Genomic DNA, 24,299 nt, shown 5'->3' with positions numbered 1-24,299 from the left:
GAGGGCGAGATCCGCAGCAGGACCCGTAACATCCGGAATAAGGGAACGGCCCGCCCGTTCCCTTATTCCGCGTGCTCTACACCCCCGCCAAGTGCAACACCAACTTGACGATGCCGAACAGCGTCAAGGCGAACACGGCCGTGAACAGAATGCCCAGGACGACAAAGTGGCTGGGCTTGCCGTGCGTGAAGTCACGTGCGCGATTCTTCCCGCTTTGCACGCCGAAGGCGGCAGCGACCACGCTGTGCAGCATTTGCCAGAACGTTGGCGGTTTGTTGCCTGAGTCGTCCATAACACCCTCCCGGTTCAGGGTTAGCGCCCTGTGTATCCAGCATAGTCAGTTCCGCGGCAATGACCGCAGCGAAACCAATACAACAGAACCCGCGCAACTATGCACCGCTTCGCCCGTTGATCCGCGTGATGTCCTGAGGCTCCCTAAACAGCATCAGGAACCCATGCCTCATGTCACCACTCGACAGCCCCATCAGCGAGGGGCTTCACGTCACCTTTATCAAAGGACGCCTGCCCAAGTGGCTCGAACAGCTGACGACCGCCGACATCCAGCGATTGCATCGCGCGCGCGACCCGCTGCAGGCGTTAACAGCCGCCCAGCCTGAGCTTTTTGCCAGTGCCCGGCCTGCGTTGCGCCGAGCATTGCTGGATAGCCAGGCCGGCTATTTGTCCGCCAGTCAAACCCTGGCCAAGACCCTGGCGAACTTCAAGACCCTCACAGACTTCGCCACACCGTTGCTCAACCAGGCGTTGCGCGACACTTTTGGCCTGGCACCGGACGTCAACAAAACCCAGCTGTTTCATCTGCGCGCGCCCAATCGTGCCGACGCCCAGAGCCTGTTGCAGGCGGCACTGCGCAACTTCGAGGCCGATGAGCCGTTCGATGAGGTGGCGCTGCAGGAAACCAGCGCCTTGGCGCCAGAAGATGCACTGGAACAACACCGGTACCATGAAACTGAGCACTACCCGTTTGGCAGGGTGCGTTACCGCATTCGTGACAAGCTGGCGATCAAGCCTGAAGCATTTGCCCAACTGTGTCGCACACTGGACCTGGGCAAGCAGTATCAGGACCACATTGGCGCGGTGTTTGAAACCCCGGCCACGGCCGACGAGGTACGCCGGCAGACAATCGCGGCCAACAAGGCCGGTTTGCGCTTGCAGGCGCACATAGCGCGCTTGCAGGCCAATCTTGATGAGACTGCCTATGCGACCTTACTGAAGATACTCGATGGCCAGCCTGGGCCAATGCTGGATGGCTACCCGGTGGTGTACAGCCAATTGACCGTGCTGGGCGCGGCATTGAGCGATGTGCTGATTATCGGCTCAGCCCCACGCAAGCCTGGGACTACGCTGGTCTTTCCCACGCATTTGCCGATACCGCCTGCGGGTGAGTACTTGGTACGTGATACGCGCATCATCGTCTACATCCCGGGTGATCCGGCCAGTCCGGTCAAGGAGTACCCGTCACTCAAGGCGTTTGCCCAGGCATTGGCCGTCAAGCTGCGTTCGCCGACTTATCAGCGCTTCTTTGCGGGGTTCTTGCCCCAGGACGAGTCGGCGAACTTTTTCCGCCGCCTCAGGCTTCAGCTCAAGGTGTACCGCTGGAACCCAAGCCCGAAACCGCCTGGGCCTGGCTATAACCCTGACGCGTTCGTCGATGGCATCTTCGAGGAGGTCTGGAACGACGAACTCGATCTGCACCCCGACGAGACATTTCACAAGCCCGAGATTTTTTCCACGCTGTATGACCGCCATCTGGAGCGGATCAAGGCGAATGCCAGGTTGCTGGCCGTACCCACCGCCGAGGTCGACCACAAGGCTTGGATCGAGCGGCTCAAGCACTATGCCGAGTGGGGCCTGAACGTGCTGAATGTCGCGGCGTTTTTCGTGCCGGGCCTTGGGGAAGTGATGCTGGCGGTGACTGCGGCCCAACTGACGTACGAGGTGTACCAGGGCGTCGAGGCCTGGCAGGTGGGGGATGCCGATGAGGCTTGGCAACATCTGGCGTCGGTGTTGCAGAACGTTGTCTTCATGGCAGCGCTGGGCGCGGTGGCGGCCAGGGCTCCGGTGATCAAAGCCAGTGCTTTTGTGGACGGTTTGCAGAGGGTCAAGCTGCCTTTTGGTCAACCACGCCTGTGGAACGCCGACCTGCGTGCGTACAACAGCGCAGTCATGTTGCCTCCCGCCCTTAAGCCAAACGCCCTGGGCCAGTATGAGACGGGTGGCAAGACTTACATTCGTCTGCAGGGCCAGGTGTATGAAAAGACCTTCGACGCCACGCTCAACCAATGGCGGATCAAGCACCCCAGCGATCCCAACGCCTACCAGCCGGTGTTGAGCCATAACCACGCGGGCGCCTGGCGTCACCGCTTCGAACGGCCACACACCTGGGATCGTTTGACGTTGTTGCGCCGGATAGGGCCGTCGACCGATGCCTTCAGTGATGCGCAGCTGCTGCAGGTCGCCGAAATCAGCGGTGTCGACGACGACGCTTTGCGCCGGATGCATAGTGATCACAAGGCGCCGCCTGCACAGTTGGAGGAAACCCTGAAGCAATTTCGGATTGATCGGCAGGTGCATGAACTGATTGACCAGGCGCGCGCGGGGCAGCGCGTGCCGGACAACCGCTACAACTATGTGCCGCCGCTGGTCGTCGACATGCCACGTTGGCCGCGCGGGCGCTGTATCGAGGTGTTCGACGGGCCTGGGCTCACGGGCAAGTCAAGCCGGTGGGGCACGTCGGTCGGGGGCGTCAAGCCGGTGATTCAGGTCACGCACCTGCAAGTGTCCAGCAGCCAGCTGCCCGAGCTGATTCTGGCGGCGTTGGATGAGCCGGAAATTACCGGTTTGCTTGGCGGTGAGGGCGCACGGGTGGTCGCTGAGCGGGTCGCGGTGTTCAGGGAGCAGATTGCCGATTTTCTGCAAACCCAGAAGGCGACGATCTTCGACAGCATCGCGCGCGGTACCGAGCCCGTCGTGCCCGCGTTGGAGGACGTGCGGCGCAGCTTTCGCGGGCTCTCGACCACAGCGGCGCGCGAAGTATTGGCTAACGCTACGCCAGCTGAGCACGTGCACCTGTCGCAGACCAAGCGCCTGCCGCTGAAGATGGCGGAACGGGCCCGGATCCTGTTGCAGCAGGGCCGCTTGAGTCGCGCGTGCGCGGGGCTCTATCTGGAAAGCCTGGCCTCCACCGACAGCGACCGCCTGGCACTGCACGCCCTGGAGCATCTGGCAGGTTGGTCCGACGCGGTGCGCCTTGAAGTGCGAGAGACCGGCGTGGAAGGGCCGTTGCTGGACAGTATCGGCAGCGAGACGGCACCGCAGCGCAAATACCTGGTCAAGCATGACAATCAATTCCAGGCCTTCGACGATAACGGCAACGCGTTGAACAGCGTGCCCCGGCACGGACGCAATCTGTTTGCATCCATCCTGCACGCGTTGCCGGACGGCGCGCGCGGTGATTTGGGGCTGCCCCATGTGGGCCAGTCCGGCGAGCTGCAAAAAGCCCTGGCTGAGTATGCGGTGGGGCATCGCGAGACGATTTCCCGTGCCTTGGGCCAGGAGCCGATCAAACCGCGCTTCAAGCGGCTGCAGCCTGGTTACACCGGCTACGTGCTCAGCGGGCGCGGGGCAGGGTTCCCGGCCAACCCGCAATGGGTGGCCAGGGTGCGTGATATCTATCCGCAGATTGACCACCGCTCGGCCATCCAATTTGTCCAGGGGCAGTTACTGGCCGGTCGAACTGATCAGCAAATGCTCAGCCTGCTCAGCAGTCGCCAGAGTGAGCTGGAGCGCTTACAGGGCACGCTGCAACAGTGGGTCGGGGCGCACGAGCCTACAGAGCGTTTTCAGGCCACGGTGGAGCAGTCGCCTGAGCGCATCGTGGCCGAAGGTCTGCGTCTTATGAGGCGTGCGCTGGCCAGTGAGTTGATCAACTGTTGGCGCTCGACGCCCTATCGTGGCGTAGCTGTCAACGAACACCTGGATTTATCGGGCGTCGAAAACCTGCCCCGGCTGGAGGCGGATTTTTCCCATGTAGTCAGGTTGACAGTCAACGCTGCCGACTTGGAGGGGCCCGCCGGTACGGCGTTGCTGGAGCAGTTTCCCTCGGTCAGCCGCCTGTCGGTATCACTGGCCGAAGGCGCAGCGCTGCCGCCGGCTATCACACGCAACGCCGCAATCACCGGCTTGCATGTGCACGGCGACGGCCTCGTGTATTCGGCTGCACTGCAGCAGCAGTTGAACGGCATGGCGCACCTTGAACACTTGAGCCTGAGAGGGGCGATGGAGGGCATCGACGTCAGTGAACTAAAGAAGCTCAAGTCGCTGGACCTCACGTTTTGCCAACTGACCCGTTGGCCGACAGGCGTGCTGGACCTGCCACAGCTGGACGCATTGAGGCTGGACGGCAACCCGATTGCAAGCGTGCCGGCGCGGTTATTCGTCGGTCACGAGCGCTTATGGCGCGGGTTGAGCCTGGGGTGGTCAAGGCTCGAGCACGCATCGTTCATGTCGGTGTATCGCTACCTGTTTGAGCATCCCGCTCACTTGGCGGACGTCCGGAGCATGACCGAAATGTACCGCGTAGAGTGTTTGGACGGGTTATTGAACACGGCCAGAGAGCATTATCCGGTGGGTTTACGGGCGCCGGGAATTTCGGTTGAGGCAATGCTCGATGAAATCGGCACCTTGCGTCAGGCGTACGCTGACCTGGTCCGCGAACTGGATGAGTGGAAGGTCAAGGCGGTCAGGGTCGAACGCTATGCGGCTGACCGCTACCACCGGGAGGACGTTGCTGACCGGCTATTGGCGTGCTGGCGCAACGGTTTTTTGGAGCGTTTCGCTGATATGCGTGAGATGCCACCGGTGAATAGAGTGCTTAACCTGTCAGGTGGCAGGCTGAACGACCTACCGCATTTACCTGGGGGGGCTTATCCGCACATCCGCAGTTTGAACCTCCGCGGACTGAGTCTGACCGAGCCTGAACTCAGCACGTTTTTGCGCAAATTCCCCCAGGTCGAACGTCTCGATTTATCCCGGATGCGGTTGGATGATCTGCCGTCGGCGATTGAAGGCATGAGGCAGCTTAAAGAGTTAGAGCTGCAGGGCAATTATTTGACCGTCAACCCCGGTATGCAGGTTCGCCTGAATCAACTGACTGCCCTTGAGCGCCTCGACATGAGCCGAAACCGCCTTGGCACACTGGACGTCAGTGCTCTGCGAGCGCTCCAATCGCTGAACGTGAGTGCCACCGCTATCGTTGAATGGCCAAGCGGGGTGCTCGACTTACCGCACCTGTAACACCTGAGTCTGGGCCGCAGTGGCATCACCACTGTGCCTGAGGTGGTACAACCCCACCAAGTGCGGCTTGTGGCCACGGCTAATTTGCGAGGCTGCCCATTGACCGACACCGCCTTTGTACGGCGCGACGAGATTATCGCGCGCTTCCGGGCGGGGCAGGGGTCGTCAGCGAATGCCCACTTGTTACAGACACGAACAAATTGGGGTGAAAGGGAATATTACCCAGCGTCTGACGACGAGCTTCGCGCCTCGAGCGTGTTACCTCAGCTTTCATCCGAGCCGCTTGAGGGTGAGCCGCCATTGAGCGCCCCGGCAAGGTTGCGCCTGCTGGACCCGGCAATGGGCGAAAGGGAAGCGCAGCAGATCGTCGACCGTTTGCGGAGCCAGCACTTCACGTCGCTGCAAATCGACGCACGCCTCTCGGCGTGGCGCCAGGAGTACCAGGCATTCAGACACGCGCTCAACACCTGGATTGACATCAAACCCTTCCCATTGCTCGACGAAAGGGTAACGCCGACGTTGCGGCGAAGGGCTGCCGACGCGATTCTGAGTGTATGGCGCCAAGAAAACCTGGCGCAAATGCCTGCGCGGGAACTCATCCTGGACTTGTCGCGGGCGCATGTGGGGGATCTGCCGGCGTTGCCCGCTACGCTGGAACAGGTCACGTCCCTGAGCTTGAACATGGCCAGGATCAGTGAGCAGGGTTCCAATGATTTTCTCAAGGTGTTCCCCAATCTGCGCCACCTTGACCTGGGCGGTAATGGGCTCGATCAGTTGCCCGACGCGGTCAGCAGTCTGCAACACTTGGTCCAACTGGATGTTTCCAACAACTACCTGACCCACACGCCGGCGTTGCAACAACGGCTTGGCAGCCTGCCCGAACTGCAACGGCTCAATCTGGGCTGGAACAGCCTGGAAGGCTTGGATTTCAGTGCATTTGCCCGGCTGGAGTCCTTGGATTTGCGTAGCAATCAATTGACTCAATGGCCCCACGGCGTCCTTCAGGCCCCGGAACTCAAGTACCTGGACCTGCGCAACAACCAGTTGACGAGCATCCCCGGAGAAGCCCTGCAAGGTCATGACCCGTTGATGCGTGGCACCGACCTGCGGGACAACCTGCTGTCCCGTGAAACCATGGCGCAGATCTATGACTACTGGCAGGACACTCACATCAACTTTCGCTTCACCTCGCGTGAGCTTGAGCGTGGTTTCGAGGGCGCGGATACCGAGACGACCTCGTATGAAGTGAGTGAAGCCGACAGTGACAGTGAGCCTGAGGACGTGACCGAGCAAGAGGCCCATCAGCTCGACCGCTGGCTTGGCAGCGCTGAAACCGATGCGGCTCAAAAACAGCTTATTTGGCGGGCACTCAAGGCTCGTGAAGGTCACCAACACTTCTTCAGTGTCATTGCCGAACTCAAGGAAACCCGTGACTTCACCACTGATCGGCGTGGGCTCACCGCACGCGTGTGGCGATTGCTGGAGGCTGCCCACAGCGACGACGCGCTCCGGGAGTTGCTGTTTGCCCAAGCGAATGCGGACTACACCTGCGGTGACGGGCGGATGCTCAACTTTACCGACCTGACCCTCAAGGCGTTGGAGTTCAATGCCTTGAAAAACGTCGAAGCCGGGCAGGAAGGGCCCGTACTGCTGCGACTGGGTAAAGGGTTATTTCGTCTGGATAAAGTCGAGGCATTGGCCCGTGAGGTCATTCGGCGCAAGCCGCGAATCGACCCGGCGGAGATTCGCATGGCTTACCGTGTGGGCCTGGCCGAGCGCCTGCAGTTACCCGAGCAGCCGCGGGGGATGTTGTATGTCGGGGCGTCCGGCGTGACGCCGGCAGACCTCGATGTCATGTTTGCCCAGGTGACCCAGGCGGAGCAGGGTGAAGAGCTGCTCCAGGACCTGATAGCGCGTGGGTTTTGGTCGGACCACCTGAAGATCAAATACCGCAGCCGGTTCGTCGCGCTGCAAGCCCGTCGAGAGGCGGAGCATGTGCGCCTGGAAAACCTGTATCCCGACTTTGGCGAGCGCTATCGGGAGGCCTTGATCCATTGCGACCTGGAACTTCAAATTGAAGCCGTCAACCTCACACTTGAATTGACCAGGCTGGAACGAACCGAGATCGGCCAGTAAAGCCCTAAAGGCTCAGCGGCTTGCCGGCAGCGACGGCCTAAACATCTACCGCCTTGCCGGCAGGTGGCGGTGATTTCCTGATGCCTCTCTATGAGGTATCAGGAATAACCCCATGCCAACACCTTCCAAGGGGCTTCATGTCCCATTTATCAAGAGCCGCCTGCCTGACTGGACGCGGCATTTGCACGGCGCTCACCTGCAGGCCATGACCAGGGCGCGTGATCCCGCCCAACGGTTTATCAAGGCCCACCCGGCCGTTTTCGCCCAGGCCTCCTCGGTGCTGCGTCAAGGGTTGCTCGACAGCCAGATGCAAAGCAGCACCTCAAGCCAGCAATTGGCCAAGACCCTCAAGGATTTCCAAGGCATCACCGAATTCTGCAAGCCGCTGCTGGCGCAGGCCTTGCGCACCACATTCGGGCAAGCGCCTGATCCGGTGGCAACCCATCTGTTTCATCTGCGCGCGCCGAACACCGTCGACCAGCAATCGCTGTTACAAGCAGCACTGCGCAACTTCGAGGCCGATGAGCCCTTTGACGAAGTCTCCCTGCAGGAGACCAGCGCACTCGCCCCCGAGGGCTCGCTGGAGATGCACCTCTATGACGAGACCAGGACTTACCCGTTCGGCAAAACCCGCTACAGCATTCGCGATAAGTTATCGATCAAACCCGCGGCGTTCGCCAGCCTGTGCCGGGAACTGGACCTGGGCAGGCAATACCAGGAGCACCTGAGCCAGGTGTTCGAGGCGCCGGACAACGCTGCCACCGTACGCCAACACACGATCATGGCAAACAAGGACCGCTTGCGCGTGCAGGCCCATATTGCGCGGATGACGTCGGCCATTGATGAAGCGGCCTTTACCCTGCTGTTGGCGGTGTTGGAGGGCAAGGGCCAAGCCAAGCTTGATGGCAAGCCGGTCGCGTTCAGTCGCTTGGAGGTGCTGGGTTCAGCATTGAGCGATGTGCTGATAATCGGGGCAAGCTCCCGCCGAACCAGAGCGCTCCTCAAAAAACCCTGGCTTAATCTATTACCCGGCAGTGGTCTGGTCCAAGAGTCCACACCTCCCGAGACGCGCTTCATTGTGTACATCCCCGGGGATCCGGTCAGTCCCGTCAAGGAATACGCCACGGCCAGCGAATTCTCCAAGGACCTGGCGATCAAGCTGCGATCTCCCCAGTATCAGCATTTTTTCTCAGGCTTTGTGCCTCAGGATGAATCGGCACAGTTTTTCCGCCGGCTCAAGCTTCAGCTCAAGGTCCATCGTTGGAACCCGAACCCGGTCTACCCACGTTCCTCCTACAATCCCGGCGCCTATGCCGGCGGGATTTATGAGGAAGTCTGGAACGAAGCGCTGAACCTGGGGATGGAGGAGGACTTCATCGACGGTGAAGTGTTCGACGCGCGCTATGACTTTCATCTCGCCAGGATAAAATCCAACGCCAAATTGCTGGCCATACCGACCGCCGATGTTGACCACAAGGCCTGGATCGAGCGACTCAAGCACTACGCCGAATGGGGCTTCAACGTACTCAACGTGGCGGCGTTCTTTGTGCCTGGGCTGGGTGAGGTGATGCTGGCTGTCACGGCTGTGCAACTGAGCTACGAGGTGTACCAAGGCGTGCAGTCGTGGCGGCATGGCGACGCCGAGGAGGCGTGGACGCACCTTAAATCGGTGATGGCGAACGTCGCCTTCATGGCGGCATTGGGCGCGGTGGCGGGTAAAGCGCCACCCATCGTGCCCTCGAGGTTCGTCAATGGCATGACCAAGGTCGCACTGCCGTTCGGCAAGCTGCGCTTGTGGCATCCAGACCTGGCGACCTACAAAAGCAGTGTCTCCCTTGAGGGCCTCACCCCCAATGCCTTGGGGCAATTTGAAGTGGGGGGCAAGACTTACGTCAATATTGACGGCAACGTCTATGAAAAGACCTTCGACCCAACCCTCGACCAGTGGGCAATCAAGCACCCGACCGACGCGGATGCCTACCAGCCGATGCTGCAGCACAACGGTCACGGCGCCTGGCGCCACACCCTGGAACGTCCGCTGGAATGGAGTCGCACCGCGTTGTTGCGGCGAACAGGGCCGCACATGGAGCGTTTTTCCGATGCGCAACTGGAGCAGATCGCCGATGCCAGTGGGGTCAGTGACGATGAGCTGCGAGCGTTACACGTCGATCACCACGCACCGCCGCCGGTGTTGTCGGAGATGGTCCGGGTGTTTGAAGTGGATCAGCAAGCAGACGAGGTGATCGGGCAGATTCGCCAAGGCGCGTGCCTGGAGGGCCATTGCCAATTCATGGTGCCGCTGGCCGTGGAAATGCCGAGTTGGCCGGCTGAGGAGGTCGTCGAGGTATTTAACGGTCCTGGGCTGGCGGGGGACTCGCAGCGATTTGGTTCGGTTTCGGCGCCCAGCCATACAAGGCCGACCATCAAGATCACCCAGGCCGAAGTCGATGCCGGGAAGCTGCCGGAACGCGTATTGGCAGGCCTCGACGAAGCGCGCACCCGGCAACTGTTGGGCAGCGAAAGTGCGAAAGAAGGCGTAGATCGAACGCAGCTGTTCAGGGACCGTTTGGCCGACCGGGCTCAGCTCAGAAAACAGGCCTTGGTAAAAAACCTGATGAGTCGACAAGCCTCTCCCGATGTCGATACCCAGGCACTTCAGCGCAGTTTCCCATCCTTGTCGCCGGAAGCGGCGGGGCAGGTACTGGGCGGTGCGAGTGCCGAGGCGTTGAGCCAGCTCCGCAGCACCGGTCGCATTCCCCTGCGGCTGGCAAAAGAAATTCGTGTTCACCTGCATCAAGGCAGTTTGAGTCGGGCGCTAGCCGGTTTGTACCTGGAGAGCATGGCGTCGTCGGCCAGTGACCGGTTGGCGCTGCACACCCTGGAACGCTTGCCCGGCTGGTCGGCGGATATCCGCGTCGAAGTGCGTGCCCGCGGCCTTAAAGGGCCGCTGGTAGACAGCATTGGCCGCGAGCAGGCGCCGACGCGCTTTTATTTGCTCTGGAACGAGGACGCCTTTCGTGCCTTCGATAGCGAAGGGCGTGCGTTGAACAGTGTGCCCAAGGCCGGCCGGAATCTGTTCGAATCGCTGGTGGAAGTGCTGCCCGATACCTTGCGCGATGCATTGCAGGGTCATCCGGGCGAGGCGTTACACAAACAGGTGACTGACTATGCACGCAGCCACCGCGATGACATGTCCCGCATCCTCAAGCGCGAATCGCTCAAGGGCGGGGCCGGGCGGTTGGTACGTACAGCCTCTGGCCGGATTGGCTACGCTGCCAGCGGTGATGTCGCGGGCTTTGCTGATGAGCCGCTGATCGCCAGGGTGCGCAGTGTTTATCCTAATGTGTCTGATGAACAGGCCTTGCAGTTCATCAGGGAGCGCATGAGTGCGGGTGACTCCGAACAGCAGGTTTTCCACCTGTTGGAAAACCGCCGCAGGGAGTTTGTTGAGCTCTGCAGGGTGCTGCTGACCTGGGCCCATGCTGACGCACAAGGGGCTCCGGGGCTGCGCAGAAATTTTTATGCCGCGCAGATCCTCCGGTGCTGGCGAAACGGCGTGCGGCGCGGGCAGGCGGCGGTTTTCGAGCTTGATCTACTGGGCGCAGAGGCGTTGCCGCAATGGGCGGCCGACTTCTCGCATGTGCGCAAGCTGCGGATAAACAGCACCCAACTCCTCGACGGCACGTTGAGGCAAGCGTTTCCCGCGCTGGAAAGCCTCGATCTTCAACTCGTTGCTGCGGACATGCCCGCCCTGGCGGGTGAGTTGTCCACGCTGGACACCCTCACCGAGCTAAAGCTTGAGGCCGCAGAGTACTCGCCAGACCTGGTGCAAGCGCTGCAGGGGATGACTCAACTGAAGAAGTTACACCTGACCGGTCAACTTCCAGCCTTGGATTACAGTGTGTTGACGAACTTGCGGGACTTGACCCTGGCGGGGCCGTCGAATCAATGGCCGACGGGGCTTCTCGCGCATGCAGGCTTGGCGTCGCTGGACCTGTCAGGCCTGGATATCCCCTCGCTGCCCGATGCGCTGTTCAGTGGGCACGAGCCGTTATGGCGCAGCCTGCGCTTGAACTGGGGGGCGCTGGAGCCCCGCGCCTTCAGGCGGGCGTTTGACTACGTGCACGAAAACCCGGCTCATCTGGTGGATGAGTCGCAGATGGTCACGCAGTACTGTCTGCAGCGCCTTCGCACGTTGAATAGTCAGGACCGAGGGATGGCGGGCAACGCCTTGCAAGCGTTCAAGCAGGACGGACTGGCGGGGCGCGCGCTGCTGGAGCATGTCGAGGCATTGCTTGAGCGCTATCGCGTCACGGACGAGGCGCTGGTGACGTGGCAGGAGTCGCCCGTGCGCGTCGATGGCGGGGAAATGTTCGTCGAACAACGTCGGGTGCTGGCCGACAGGATTCGCAAATGTCGGCGTGATGCGCTGGCTGCCCGGTATGGGTCGCGCGAGCCGGTGGCTGGCCCGTCTCGTATCGGTGCGCAGACACTGCGCACAGTGTTGGACCGAGAGTACTCGGGTCTGGGGCGCGAGCCGTTGAACGAGGTATTGGACCTGACGAACTATGGCGCGCCAGGTGATCTGCCGGCGCTGGGGGATGAGGTATTTCCCCAGATCCGTCACCTGATCCTGTCGGATGCAAAGCTATCTGCAACGCAGGTCGATGACTTCCTGCGCAGCTTTCCTGAGCTGCGGCTGCTCAACCTGAGTGGCAATAAACTGACGGAGCTGCCACGGGCCCTTGAGACGTTGGGGCAACTGAGCGAACTGAATCTGGCGGGAAATGAACTGACGATCACCGCGTCAATGCAGGCGCGGTTGAACCGGCTGACCTCCTTGCAGAGGCTCGACCTATCGAGGAACCGGGTCGGCAACCTGACCGTCAGCTCGCTCAGGGACCTGGTGTCGCTGGACCTGGGGCAGACCCAGGTTCGGGCCTGGCCGGAAGGTGTGCTAACCCTGCCAAAGCTGGGTTTTCTGGATTTGAGTCACAGCGCTATTACGGAGATTCCCGATGCTGCGCTGGTTGGCCACGATGTCCTGTTGGCGGGTACCTCGTTGCGGGGTTGCCGGTTGAGCCCGCAAGCGATGAGCAAGGCGCAGACATTCGCTAACCGCACCGCGCCTGGGTCGCCCTTGGCAACGATGTATGCCAGGCCATTCGGCATTGAGCGCACTGTGTTGGCCGCAGGGAGAACCGGAGGTGATCCGATGTATTTCCCGATAGAGGCCTCGGAGCAACCGGACTTGTTGTTGCCGCTGCCGCTGGACGCTGCGGGTGGGGGAGCCCTGACATCGGCCGAACAGCTGCAACGCCTGGATCCGCAGTTGAGCGCGGCGCAAGCCATTGAACGAATAGACGCCTGGCTGGAACAGAGCGTGAGTGCCACGCAAATTGAAACCACGCTGCGCCAGTGGCAGCAACAGCAGGCGCACATGATCGAGCGCTTTAATGCCTGGATCGACACGCCTGCTGTTCGCACCCGCATCGGGTGGGTGAACGCGGTTGACCGCCGCCGCGCCGCTGACCAGCTTCTGACGTGCTGGCGCGAAACACTGCGCGAGGTGCATGCCCCGCAGGACATCCCTAACGACTATGCGCTGGATTTGAGCGGCTTGATCCTTGGCGACTTGCCGGCACTGCCGGTCACGCTCAACCATGTCGGTGCGCTGGACCTGAGCAACGTCAGGCTAACGAGCGCTTCGGACGAGTTTCTGCGCGCATTTCCACGATTGAACAGCCTGACGTTGAATGGCAACGGGCTGGGCGCATTGCCGGAGGCGGTAACGCAGTGTGAACGCCTTGTTCGGTTGAACGCCAGCCAGAACGGTTTTCTCGACGCAGCACGGTTGCAGCGCCAGTTGCGTGCTTTGCCCCTGTTGCAGGTGCTGGACCTGGAAGGCAATCGTCTGCCTGACTTTGACGTCACCGGCCTTGACCGGTTGCAAAGCCTTAATCTGAGTGGCAACCGACTGAGCGATTGGCCGGTAGGCGTGCTGCAGTCACCCCAACTGACTCGCCTGGACTTGCGGAGTAATTTGGAAATACAGCGGATTCCGCTCGACGCCTTTCTGCCCGAGCATGCCGGTTTGATGGCGGGCACGGACTTGTCCGATAACCTGTTGCTGGAGGAGGAGTTGATACGCTTGCGTGAATACGAGCGCGAAACCGGGCGAGGGCTTGGGTTTACCACGCAGGAAATTGACCAAATGATCGCGGGGTACGGGCCTGAAGCTGATGACGAGCACTTTGGCGATCACCCTGACGTAGAGACACCTGCGGCGCAAAAAGCCCGATGGTTCGACGGCGTGGCCGCCGACTCGGAAAAGCACCAGATATGGCGCGAAGTGTTGGCCCAGGACACCACGCAGGACTTCTCGAACATGTTGGCGCAACTTCAGCACACCAGTGATTTTCAGCAGGACCGCGTCAGGCTGACAGAGCGGGTTTGGGACGTTCTGGAGGCTGCGCACAGCGACCCGGCGTTGAGCGAACGCCTGATGCTCATTGCACGGACCTCAAGGAATAAGGCGACCTGTGGTGATGGTCGAATACTGTTGTTCAACGATGTGGAAGTCGGGGTCTATGAGTTCAATGCCCTTCGTCGCATGGATCCCTCCGATAAGGGCCGGACGTTACTGAAGCTTTCCAGGCGTCTGTTTCGCCTGGGGGAGGTTGAGGCGCTGGCGAGAAAGCGCATTCAGCGCTTCCCTGGGACGGACCCGGCGGAGATCCGCCTGGCGTATCGAACCGGGTTGGCGCAACGCCTGGATCTCCCCACGCAGCCCTCTACCATGCTCTACCGTGGTGTGTCAGGGGTACAGGCTGCTGACTTGGACGTGGCCTACGCCAGCGTGATAGCCGAGGAACAGACCCCGGCGTTTATCGAGCAACTGATCACGCGTGACTACTGGAAAAGTTATCTGCAGGAAAAATACCCAACCGAGTTCGCTAAGGTGCAACAGACGCTGGCCGACCAATCGGAGACTCTGGAAGAGCAGTATCCTGACATCAATCCAGCGTATCTCGAGCAAGTCGATGCGTTGCAAAAAGCCAATGAGGTTGAGCTACGCGGGTTGAGAAGAGAACTCTCCACCCGCGAAATCGCCGAACTGGGCAACTAGCCCGGCAAGCGCCTGGCTGATCAGTTGTCATACCCCAGGTTCGGTGCCAGCCACCGCTCGCTCACGCTCAGGTCCTGGCCTTTGCGGGCGGTGTAGCTCGCCACCTGGTCCTTGTCGACCTTGCCCACGGCAAAGTACTGCGCCTGTGGGTGGGCGAAGTACCAGCCACTCACCGCCGCTGCCGGGAACATTGCGTAGTGCTCGGTGAGGAACACGCCGCTGCGGCCCGCCTGCATTTCGCGGGCTTCAGGGTCCAGCAGTTGAAACAGCTGGGCTTTCTCGGTGTGGTCCGGGCACGCCGGGTAGCCGGGCGCAGGGCGGATACCGCTGTACTGCTCCTTGATCAGCGCCTCGTTATCCAGTTGCTCGTCCTTGGCGTAGCCCCAGTGCTCTTTACGCACTTGCTGGTGCAGCCACTCGGCGCAGGCTTCGGCCAGACGGTCGGCCAGGGCCTTGACCATGATCGAGTTGTAGTCGTCGCCAGCGTCCTGATAAGCCTTGGCGACCTCTTCGGCGCCGATGCCGGCGGTGGTGATGAAACCACCGATGTAGTCGGTCACTCCGCTGTCTTTTGGTGCTACGAAGTCAGCCAGGGAGAAGTTCGGCTTGCCGTCGGTCTTGATGATCTGCTGGCGCAGGTGGTGCAGCTTGGCAATCGGCTGGCCATCGTCACCGTAGACTTCCAGGTCATCGTCCTGCACCTGGTTGGTCGGCCAGAAGCCGAACACGGCGCGGGCGCTGATGAGTTTTTCGTCAATCAGCTTGTTGAGCATTTCCTGGGCGTCGGCATACAGCGCGGTAGCGGCTTCGCCGACCACTTCGTCTTCGAGGATGCGCGGGAATTTACCGGCCAGGTCCCAGGAGATGAAGAACGGCGTCCAGTCGATGTATTCGGCCAGTACCTTGAGATCGATATTGTCCAGTACCTTGGCGCCGGTAAAGGTCGGCACCACCGGGGTGTAGGTGCTCCAGTCGAACTGCGGCTTCTTGGCGATGGCCGCCGGGTAACTCAGGCGCTCAGTACGCGCGCTGCGGTTGGACGTCCGTTCACGCACGTCGATGTATTCCAGGCGGGTCTTCTCGACGAAGCCGGCCTTGAGTTCCTTGGACAGCAGCTGCGTCGCCACACCCACGGCGCGCGAGGCGTCGGTGACGTAGATCACTGCATCGTTGCTGTACTTGGGCTCGATCTTCACCGCCGTGTGCGCCTTGGAGGTGGTGGCGCCACCGATCATCAGCGGCAGGTGGAAGTCCTGGCGCTGCATCTCGCGGGCCACATGCACCATTTCGTCCAGGGACGGCGTAATCAGGCCGGACAGGCCGATGATGTCGCACTTCTGCTCCTTGGCCACCTGCAGGATTTTCTCTGCGGGCACCATCACGCCCAGGTCGACGATGTCATAACCGTTGCAACCGAGCACCACGCCGACGATGTTCTTGCCGATGTCGTGCACGTCGCCTTTCACGGTGGCCATGAGGATCTTGCCCTTGGCTTCCGGCTTGTCGCCTTTTTCCAGCTCGATGAACGGGATCAAGTGGGCCACGGCCTGTTTCATCACGCGGGCGGATTTCACCACCTGGGGCAAGAACATTTTGCCGGCGCCGAACAGGTCGCCGACGATGTTCATGCCGGACATCAGCGGGCCTTCGATCACCTCAATCGGACGCGCGAACGACTGTCGGGACTCTTCGGTGTCTTCAACAATGTGGGTGGTGATGCCCTTGACCAGCGCATGTTCCAGGCGCTTGTTCACCGGCCAGCCACGCCATTCCTCAGTCTCGGCTTCCTTGACGCTGCCGTCGCCTTTGTACTTGTCGGCAATGGCGAGGAGGGCATCGGTGCCTTCCGGGGTACGGTTGAGCACCACGTCTTCCACCGCATCGCGCAGTTCGGCCGGGATCTGGTCGTAGATCTCCAGTTGGCCGGCGTTGACGATGCCCATGGTCAGGCCGTTGCGGATTGCGTAGAGCAGGAACACCGAGTGGATCGCCTCGCGCACCGGGTTGTTGCCACGGAACGAGAACGACACGTTGGACACGCCGCCGGAGGTCAGCGCATACGGCAATTCGTCACGGATATAGGCGCAGGCATTGATGAAATCGACCGCGTAGTTGTTGTGCTCTTCGATACCGGTGGCGACCGCGAAGATGTTCGGGTCGAAGATGATGTCTTCCGGCGGGAAGCCGACTTCATTCACCAGGATGTCGTAGGAGCGTTTGCAGATCTCTTTCTTGCGCGCTTCGGTGTCGGCCTGGCCGGCTTCGTCGAACGCCATCACCACCACGGCGGCGCCGTAGCGCTTGCACAGCTTGGCGTGGTGAATGAACTGCTCGACGCCTTCCTTCATGCTGATGGAGTTGACGATGCCCTTGCCCTGGATGCACTTGAGGCCGGCTTCGATCACTTCCCACTTGGAGGAGTCGATCATGATCGGGACGCGGGAGATGTCCGGCTCGCCGGCAATCAGATTGAGGAAGGTCACCATGGCCTTCTTCGAATCAAGCATGCCCTCGTCCATGTTGATGTCGATCACCTGGGCGCCGGCTTCCACCTGCTGCAGGGCGACTTCGAGGGCTTCGGTGTAGTTGTCTTCACGGATCAGGCGGGCAAAACGCGCCGAACCGGTGATATTGGTGCGCTCGCCGACGTTGACGAACAGTGAGCTGCGATCAATGGTGAACGGCTCCAGGCCCGACAGGCGGCAGGCCTTGGGAATGTCCGGGATCACACGCGGCGCATACCCGGCCACGGCCTTGGCGATGGCCTCGATGTGGCCCGGCGTGGTGCCGCAGCAGCCGCCGACAATGTTGAGGAAGCCGCTCTGGGCGAATTCTTCGATGACCTTGGCGGTTTCCGACGGCAATTCATCGTACTCGCCGAATTCGTTCGGCAGGCCGGCGTTCGGGTGTGCGGAGACGTGGGTGCTGGCCTTGTTCGACAACTCCTCCAGGTACGGACGCAGTTCGCTGGCGCCCAAGGCGCAGTTCAGGCCCACCGAAATCGGCTTGGCATGGGCCACGGAGTTCCAGAACGCTTCGGTGGTCTGGCCCGACAGGGTACGGCCGGAGGCGTCGGTGATGGTGCCGGAGATCATGATCGGCAGTTCGATATTCAATGTTTCGAACACGCCTTGCACGGCGAAGATCGCAGCCTTGGCGTTGAGGGTGTCGAAGATGGTCTCGATCAGGATCAGGTCGGCGCCGCCTTCGATCAGGCCTTGGGTGGCCTCGGTGTAGTTTTCCACCAGTTCATCGAAGGTGACGTTGCGGTAGCCGGGGTTGTTCACGTCCGGCGACAACGAGCAGGTGCGGCTGGTCGGGCCGAGCACGCCGGCGACGAAGCGCGGCTTGGCCGGGTTTTCGAGGGTCTTGGCGTCGGCGATCTTGCGCGCCAGGCGTGCGCCTTCTACGTTCAGTTCGTAGGCCAGTTCTTCCATGCCGTAGTCGGCCATGGAAATGCGGGTGGCGTTGAAGGTGTTGGTTTCGAGGATGTCGGCACCGGCATCCAGGTAGGCTTTTTCGATACCGCCGATCACGTCCGGACGGGTGATCACCAGCAGGTCGTTGTTACCCTTGACGTCGCTTGGCCAGTCGGCGAAGCGTTTGCCACGGTAATCCTGCTCCTCCAGCTTGTAGCTTTGGATCATCGTGCCCATACCGCCGTCGAGGATCAGGATACGTTCCTTGAGGGCTTGATGAAGGGCTTGCAGACGAACGCTACGATCGGACATGGGACTACTCTGGTCAGGCATTACGGAGGGCGTGGATCATAGCAAACCTGTGCCGATTTGCGGCACGTCCAGGTTTTGCATGAATATCGTTCAAGTTGGTGGCCTGTCGACATCGGTAGAATCACGGCAATTTTTCAGCGCACGCATTGAATCGGGACCGGATACATGTCACTTCGCCTCATCACCAGCGCCGTCCTGGCGCTGGTCGCCTGCATTGCACAGGCCGACGGACCCGCCCCGGCGATTTCGTACACCCGCGACATTCAACCGATTTTTACCGAGAAATGCGTGGCCTGCCATGCCTGCTACGACTCCGCCTGCCAACTCAACCTGGGCAGTGCCGAGGGGGCGGCGCGCGGAGCGAGCAAAATGCCGGTCTACGATGGCGAACGCAGCCAGGCCACGCCGACCACCCGGTTGTTCTATGACGCCTTTGGCAAGCAAGCCTGGCAGCAGAAGGGCTTCTACTCGGTGCTGGACGCCCAGGGCAGCCAGGCTGCCTTGATGGCGCGCATGCTGGAGTTGGGCCATAACGCCCCGCTGGTGCCCAATGCCAAGCTGCCGGATGACATCGTGCTGGGCCTGAACCGCGCAAACCTGTGCGCCATGCCCGGCGAGTTCAATGCCTACGCCGGTGCCCATCCCAAGGAAGGCATGCCGCTGGCGGTCACCGGCCTGACCGACCAGCAGTACCAGACCCTGCAACGCTGGCTGGCTTCCGGCGCGCCGATTGATGAGCAAGGCCTGGCGCCAAGCGCCAAGGAAGCCCTGCAGGTGCAACAGTGGGAGAACCTGTTCAACCAGCCCGGCGCCCGCGAAAGCCTCGTGGCGCGCTGGTTGTTCGAGCATTTGTTCCTCGCTCATATCTACTTTGAGAACGGCGAGCCGGGGCATTTCTTCCAGTGGGTGCGTTCGCGCACGCCGAGCGGTCAACCGATCGACCTGATTGCCACCCGACGCCCTAATGATGACCCCGGCACCCGTGTGTATTACCGCCTGTGGCCGGTGCAGGGCGTGATCGTGCATAAAACCCACATCACCTACCCGTTCAGTGCCGAGAAGATGGCGCGCATCAAGGCGTTGTTCTACGCCGATAACTGGCAGGTCAACGCCTTGCCGGGCTACGGCCCTGGCCGGCGCGCCAACCCGTTCGAAACCTTCGAAGCCATCCCGGCCAAGGCGCGCTACCAGTTCATGCTGGATAACGCCGAATACTTCGTACGCACCTTTATTCGCGGGCCGGTGTGCCGTGGGCAGATCGCCACGGACGTGATCCGCGACAACTTCTGGACGCTGTTCCAGGACCCGGACCACGACTTGTACATTACTGATGCGCGCTATCGCGGCCAGGCCACGCCATTGCTGGCCATGCCTGGGCAGAACGATGACGTCGGCAGTGTACTCAGCCTATGGCTGGCCTACCGTGACAAACGCAATGAGTACGAGGCCCTGCGCCGTGACAGCTACGCCGACCTGCCGCCGCCGAGTTGGTCGAGCCTGTGGGCGGGCAATGACAATGCCTTGCTGAGCATCTTCCGCCACTTCGACAGTGCCTCGGTGACCAAAGGCCTGATCGGCGAAGTGCCGCAGACGATGTGGCTGTTCGACTACCCGCTGCTGGAGCGTACGTATTACCAGTTGGCGGTGAATTTCGATGTGTTCGGCAATGTGTCGCACCAGGCCCAGACGCGGTTGTACTTCGACTTGATCCGCAATGGCGCTGAGCAGAACTTCCTGCGCCTGATGCCGGCTGATTCCCGTGATGGCTTTATGGATGACTGGTACCAGAACAGCGGGAAGCTCAAGTTGTGGCTGGATTACGAGGCAATTGATGACGATAAGCCCACCGGCTTGCATTTGGATGAAAAAGACCCGAAGCGCGATTTTGCCAAGCAGTTGCTTAGCCGTTATGGCGATTTGAACGCCAGCCCGGATCCGATCAACCGTTGTAGTGGAGCGTATTGTTCCCGTGACGGTGTTGATCCGGCCTTACAGGATGCTGAGCAGGCGCTTAGCCGCTTGACGTCGCGCCCGGCCGCCGGGCTCAAGGTCATCGACCAACTGCCCGAGGCCACGATGCTGCGTGTCGAGACGGCCGGCGGCAAGCGCGTGGTCTACAGCATGCTGCGCAACCGGGCCCACAGTAACGTGGCGTTTCTGCTGGGGGAGGCCTATCGCTACCAGCCGGGCCTGGACACGGTGACCCTCTACCCGGGCGTGCTCAGCAGCTACCCGAACTTCATGTTCAACATCCCGGCTCAGGAAGTGCCGGAGTTTGTTGCGCAGATGGAGCAGGCTCACGATGCCAAGCGGTTTGAGAAGATTGTGGATCGGTGGGGTGTGCGGCGTAGTCATCCGTTGTTTTGGCAATATTTCCATGATTTGTCGCGGTACATCCGTGAAACCACGCCGGTGGAAGAGGGGGTGTTGGATATGAATCGGTACGAGAATTTGTGAGGGGGCAGGGGCATATCCGTTATTTGAAATAGCAGTGGGACAGCTATAGAGGCATCAACTGACACACCGCCATCGGGAGCAAGCCCCCTCCCACAGTTTGATCGCCATGCATCAGGTGGATATCAGCCTGCTTTTGATCTTAGGCGCCCGTTGAACACAAATAACAGCTAGGCACACCCATCAAAAAAACCACTATCCCGACAAAAACACTAGGACTTTGTACCTGCGTAATATTTTGGCGTAAACTGCCGGCAAGCCTGTGAGGAGTTTCCATGACTGCCATAACCATTACCGACGCCGCCCACGATTACCTGGCTGACCTGCTGTCCAAGCAGAACACCCCAGGTATCGGCATCCGCGTCTTTATCACCCAGCCCGGCACCCAATACGCTGAAACGTGCATTGCCTACTGCAAGCCGGGGGAAGAGAAACCTGAAGACACCGCCCTGGGGCTCAAAAGCTTCACCGCGTACATCGACGCCTTCAGCGAAGCCTTCCTCGACGACGCCGTGGTCGACTACGCCACCGACCGTATGGGTGGCCAATTGACCATCAAGGCGCCAAACGCCAAGGTGCCGAACGTCAACGCCGACAGCCCGGTCAACGAGCGCATCAACTACTACCTGCAAACCGAGATCAACCCTGGGCTTGCCAGCCATGGGGGTCAGGTCAGCCTGATCGACGTGGTTGATGACGGCATCGCCGTGCTCAAGTTCGGTGGCGGCTGCCAGGGCTGCGGTCAGGCGGATGTGACCTTGCGTGAAGGCATCGAGCGCACCTTGCTCGAGCGTATTCCGGAGCTCAAGGGTGTCCGTGACGTGACCGACCACACGCAGAAAGAAAACGCCTACTACTGAGTAAGGTGTTCACTGCGGACAGAAAAACGGCGCCCCGTGAGCGCCGTTTTTTTATGCTTAAAATTCAATGGCTTGCGTTAATTATCTAACAAACAAGATTAACTGTTGAAGTAAGCCCGCTCCGGCATTTTTATTTTAATTTATTAACTTAAATCAGCTGCTTGCGATTAAAAGTGCATGTTGATTGTCATGGTCGATACAAATGCGCATGCCCGGCCCGGTACAGCGACGACTCACTGAAACTGTCACTCGCCAACACCCGGCCCACCACGATCAGCGCCGTGCGCCGAAACCCTTTCGCCGCCACCTTCCCGGCAATGTCACTCAGCGTGCCCACCGCCCAATCCTGGTCCGGCCAAGTCGCTCGGTGCACCACGGCAATCGGGCAATCGGCGCCATAGTGTGGCAATAGTTCGGCGACGATCTTTTCCAGGTGGTTGACCCCCAGGTGAATCGCCATGGTCGTGCCATGTCGCGCCAGGCTGTCGAAGTCTTCACCGGCGGGCATCGTGGTTTTATCGGCGTAGCGGGTCAGGATCACGCTCTGGGCGATGTCGGGCAGGGTCAGTTCCGTTTCCAACAACGCCGCACACGCGGCGACTGCGGTCACGCCGGGGATGATCTGGAACGGGATACCCCACTCGCGCAGATGGCGGATCTGTTCGCCAATCGCCCCATACAGGCTCGGGTCGCCGGAGTGCACGCGGGCGACGTCCTGGCCTTTGGCATGGGCGGTCTTGATCAGGTCGATGATCTGTTCCAGATGCAGTTCGGCGCTGTTGACCACGGTTTCTGCCTGATGGCCTTCCAGCACGGCAGCGGGTACCAGCGAGCCGGCATAGATGATCACCGGGCAACTGCGGATCAGCCGCTGGCCTTTGACGGTGATCAATTCCGGGTCGCCGGGGCCTGCGCCGATGAAGTAGACGGTCATGGTGATTCCTGTCGAAAAACGGGCGAGCATGAATATTGTTCATGATCGGGAAGGGCGATTATCGGGATTTCAGCCGGCGCAAGCCAATGCAAAGGTGGCCTGCGCGTTTTTTTTGCGCGTGATCAGCAGGCGGGCAGGGGCGTCAGCAAGGTGTTCGGCGAGTGCCAGGGCGGCGCTTTCGGCGATGCCGTAACAGCCGGTATGGGCAAAGGCGATCGCGGATTTGTGGCTCAGGCGGTCTGCGAAAGGCGCCAGTTGTTCTGCGCTGAAACAACGCAGCGGCAGGTTCAGGGCCGCGGCCAGTGCCAGTAGCCCCGGTTCATCCTGTTTGCGCGCGATACTGGCCAGTGCGGTGATGCGCTGGCGCTCGATACCGCCCTCGGCCAGGGCGGCATCAAACAGGCCCAGCAGGGTATGAACATCACAGCCGCGCTGGCAGCCCAGGCCGACCACCAGGGTCATGCGGAGTATTGATCGTCGCGGTTGCGGCGGAACAGCCAGGCGCTGATCAGGCCCAAGGCCAGCCAGAACGCGACGTTGGTCAACTGCGAAGCGATCTTGAACTGTGCTTCCAGGGCTTGCGGTGCCAGCATCGAATGCACCTCAGGCTGCGGTGCGCCTATTACGTGCGGTACTGCAAGGATCGCCACGCCCAGCACTTTCAGCAACCCGTTGCGACCGAACACGATCAAAGCGATACCTGCAGCGGTAGAGGCGGCGGTGCCGATCCACCAGGTCTGGCGCAGCGCCAGGTCGGCGGCGGCGGTGCCTGGCAGCTCGGGCGGCAGGCCCATTGTCGGCGCCAGTACAAAGGTTGCATAACCGGCCAGGCCCCAGAGCAGGCCTTGAGCCGTGCGGGTCGGTGCGCGCAGGGTGTACAGGCCGGCCAGCATCAGGGCGAAACCGACGGCGACCACCAGGTTGCCGCCCGTGGTGGACAGCACGCGCTGCCAGCCATCTTCCGGCTCCCAGGCTTCGGCGTCGTGGGTATGCGCGGCAGCACCGGCAGCGTGTTCATGCGTCACTTCAGTGACGGTTGGGGCCTTTTCAAAGGTTTCCGCCTGCAGAATCAGCGGGGCGACCCAGAAGCTTTGCAGCAGGGTGAGCAGCAGGGCGGCCAGGAGACCGGTGAAACCTGCGGTTTGCGCGATACGCTTGATCATGTCGGCAGGTCTCAGTGGCACGGGAGCGCGGCGCTGTGGCGGGTATCGTGGGCGGCGTTGTGCACGGCCTCGATGTGCGAGAAACCGGCGAAGTACACCAGGCACGCGCCGAGGATCGACGCGCCGATGGCGGCGGTCAGGCGTTGGCTCAACGTAGAGGTGCTGCTGGCGGAGTGCGAGGTGCTGCTGATGATCGACATGGCGCGTCCCTTTCAGGTGTCAGGGTGAAACGAGCGCATGAAAACCCCGCGAGCCAGGCACGCAGAGTTCTGAACAGCGCCCGCCCACCGCGGGTTTGTTATCTGATTTTTTCGGGCCGGTCTCCGGGCTTGCGAGGGGCTCAATGCCTGAAAACGTCGCCTTCCCATGCCGGCTGGCACAGTGGATATGACGTTTCGCTCGCTTACCGTTGCGGGGGCAGCACCGGACTGTCATGCGTGTGTGCATGAGTCACCGGTTTCCCGTTTCACCCTTTGCAGGGCACCCGAAACAAGATGTGTAGGAGAGCATGGGGGTGGGAGGGGAGTCAATTGGGGATGTGGGTACATATCCGTTATTTGGGTAACGGCGGCTTATGGC

11 protein-coding genes and 1 riboswitch are annotated in these 24,299 nt (G+C 60.9%); of the genes, 5 read left to right on the top strand and 6 right to left on the bottom strand.

Annotated features, from left to right (window positions below; translation table 11 throughout):
* Positions 1–76 precede the first annotated feature (76 nt).
* Complete coding sequence (locus AO064_RS15235; RefSeq protein WP_012723854.1) at positions 77–292, bottom strand: DUF2970 domain-containing protein; 216 nt, start codon at positions 290–292, stop codon at positions 77–79.
* A gap of 170 nt (positions 293–462) precedes the next feature.
* Between AO064_RS15235 and AO064_RS15230 the strand changes: the two genes are divergently transcribed.
* The 3 genes from AO064_RS15230 to AO064_RS15220 all read left to right on the top strand — a co-directional run bounded on the left by AO064_RS15230 (position 463) and on the right by AO064_RS15220 (position 14,578).
* Positions 463–5,313 carry a leucine-rich repeat domain-containing protein gene (locus AO064_RS15230; RefSeq protein WP_064053860.1) on the top strand — a complete coding sequence of 1,617 codons (4,851 nt, stop codon included), beginning with the start codon at positions 463–465 and terminating at the stop codon, positions 5,311–5,313.
* Between the two features lie 339 nt (positions 5,314–5,652).
* The gene (locus AO064_RS15225; RefSeq protein ID WP_064053859.1) at positions 5,653–7,449 is read left to right on the top strand and encodes an NEL-type E3 ubiquitin ligase domain-containing protein; all 1,797 of its coding nucleotides are present in this window, start codon (positions 5,653–5,655) and stop codon (positions 7,447–7,449) included.
* Between the two features lie 112 nt (positions 7,450–7,561).
* Positions 7,562–14,578 (top strand): NEL-type E3 ubiquitin ligase domain-containing protein, encoded by a 7,017-nt coding sequence (locus tag AO064_RS15220; protein ID WP_064053858.1) that lies wholly within the window; start codon positions 7,562–7,564, stop codon positions 14,576–14,578.
* A 20-nt stretch (positions 14,579–14,598) separates the two neighbouring features.
* Here AO064_RS15220 and metH read toward each other — a convergent pair whose 3' ends face one another.
* Positions 14,599–18,309 (bottom strand): methionine synthase, encoded by a 3,711-nt coding sequence (gene metH, locus AO064_RS15215; RefSeq protein ID WP_064053857.1) that lies wholly within the window; start codon positions 18,307–18,309, stop codon positions 14,599–14,601.
* Positions 18,310–18,474: 165 nt separating this feature from the next.
* Here metH and AO064_RS15210 point away from each other — a divergent pair, with 165 nt between their 5' ends.
* Positions 18,475–20,766 (top strand): fatty acid cis/trans isomerase, encoded by a 2,292-nt coding sequence (locus AO064_RS15210; protein ID WP_064053856.1) that lies wholly within the window; start codon positions 18,475–18,477, stop codon positions 20,764–20,766.
* A gap of 272 nt (positions 20,767–21,038) precedes the next feature.
* Entirely contained in the window at positions 21,039–21,623 is a 585-nt protein-coding gene (nfuA, locus tag AO064_RS15205) for a Fe-S biogenesis protein NfuA (protein WP_003190728.1), read from the top strand.
* A 187-nt stretch (positions 21,624–21,810) separates the two neighbouring features.
* On the opposite strand, the gene cobM is transcribed toward nfuA, so the two are convergent.
* The 4 genes from cobM to AO064_RS15185 form a co-directional block, all read right to left on the bottom strand.
* Complete coding sequence (gene cobM / locus AO064_RS15200) at positions 21,811–22,557, bottom strand: precorrin-4 C(11)-methyltransferase (RefSeq protein WP_064053855.1); 747 nt, start codon at positions 22,555–22,557, stop codon at positions 21,811–21,813.
* A 69-nt stretch (positions 22,558–22,626) separates the two neighbouring features.
* Entirely contained in the window at positions 22,627–23,019 is a 393-nt protein-coding gene (locus tag AO064_RS15195) for a cobalamin biosynthesis protein (RefSeq protein WP_064053854.1), read from the bottom strand.
* Positions 23,016–23,720: a CbtA family protein gene (locus tag AO064_RS15190; RefSeq protein WP_064053853.1), complete on the bottom strand. Its 705-nt coding sequence runs from the start codon at positions 23,718–23,720 to the stop codon at positions 23,016–23,018. The genes AO064_RS15195 and AO064_RS15190 overlap by 4 nt, the downstream gene beginning before the upstream one ends.
* Positions 23,721–23,731: 11 nt before the next feature.
* Positions 23,732–23,920 carry a CbtB domain-containing protein gene (locus tag AO064_RS15185; protein WP_064053852.1) on the bottom strand — a complete coding sequence of 63 codons (189 nt, stop codon included), beginning with the start codon at positions 23,918–23,920 and terminating at the stop codon, positions 23,732–23,734.
* 97 nt (positions 23,921–24,017) lie between these two features.
* Positions 24,018–24,223, bottom strand: a riboswitch (cobalamin riboswitch).
* Positions 24,224–24,299: the final 76 nt, after the last annotated feature.

The sequence above is a fragment of the Pseudomonas marginalis genome, from assembly GCF_001645105.1.
GTDB lineage: Bacteria > Pseudomonadota > Gammaproteobacteria > Pseudomonadales > Pseudomonadaceae > Aquipseudomonas > Aquipseudomonas petroselini.
The sequence above is the reverse complement of the archived record's forward strand: the minus strand, read 5'-3'. Positions and strand labels throughout refer to the sequence as shown.